This is a genomic window from Cetobacterium somerae ATCC BAA-474 (assembly GCF_000479045.1).
GTDB lineage: Bacteria > Fusobacteriota > Fusobacteriia > Fusobacteriales > Fusobacteriaceae > Cetobacterium_A > Cetobacterium_A somerae.
This window is the reverse complement of the sequence record NZ_KI518139.1, coordinates 1-1,160: the sequence shown is the minus strand read 5'-3', so window position 1 is coordinate 1,160 and position 1,160 is coordinate 1. Positions and strand designations below refer to the sequence as shown.

The following is a 1,160-nucleotide window of genomic DNA, read 5'->3' as shown; positions in this document are numbered from 1 at the left end:
ATTAAGGATTTATTAACTATATAGCCAATTTTACTAAAATCTATACTTACCATTGTTGCCATGCGATAATAATTTTGGATTCCGAGTATTACTGAATTAAATTTTAAGACTTGAAGGGCTGTACGTCTTTTTTGAAGCTCTTTTATCTCCTGTTTGATTAAGATTAGAATGGCTTTCTTTGCTTTGTCAGATACATATGACCTAGCAGTTAATCTTTTCCTATTCTTAATAGCTTTAAATTTTATTCCTAAAAAGATACTGTACTCTTTTCTTAGATTTACTATTTTTGATTTCTTTTCAGAAATTTCTAATTTCAATCTGTCTCTTAGGAATATTTTAACTAGTTTGAACATCTTTTCCACAGAACCTCTATCTCTACAAAAGAGTTTGAAGTCATCTGCGTATCTAACAATTCTAACTTCTGTTAAGTTTGTATCTCTAAGAGCTCTTTCTTTATTTCCAAGAGTGGAATATTCTCTTTTGGTTTTTAATCCTAACCATTGTTTATGTATCCACCAATCTAGTTCATTTAAAACGATGTTGGCTAAGAGTGGTGAAAGTATTCCTCCTTGGGGAGTTCCCTTATCAGATTGGATAATCTCTCTGTTTGGTAGCACAGTTTCAACTTTCAACATGCATTTTATTATTGATAACGTTTTCTTATCGATAGATTTAAATCGTTGAAGTTGTTTTATCAGCTTTTTATGATTTATATTATCAAAAAATCCTTTTATATCAATATCTACAACAAAATGTAATTTCGACATATTAACCATGTGATAACAAGTTGCTATCGCATGTTCTGTACTACGTTGTGGTCTGAATCCAAAAGAATTTTTATGAAAGCTCTTTTCAACGATTGGTTCTAATATCTGTTTGATACAAAGTTGTACTAATCTATCATAGATATTAGGTATTCCTAGTGGTCTAAACTCTCCATCTCCTTTTGGTATCTCTACTCTTTTAACCATTCCTGGTGTATATCTGCCCTTTAAATCATATTTAATCCGTTTTACTATTTCATCTTTAATTTTTATTATATCGCTTATGGTTTCGCCATTCACTCCAGGAGTTTTACTTCCTTTGTTACTTTTCAACATGTGAATCGCTTGATAAATATTTGATTCATCAATTATGCAGTCTATTAAACTCATAGATTG

General features: G+C 30.2%; 1 protein-coding gene. It reads right to left on the bottom strand.

Annotated elements, in window-relative coordinates:
- Positions 1-1,160, bottom strand: a 1,160-nt coding sequence (gene ltrA, locus HMPREF0202_RS15285; RefSeq protein WP_023052294.1) for a group II intron reverse transcriptase/maturase, incomplete at both ends; no start/stop codon positions are given.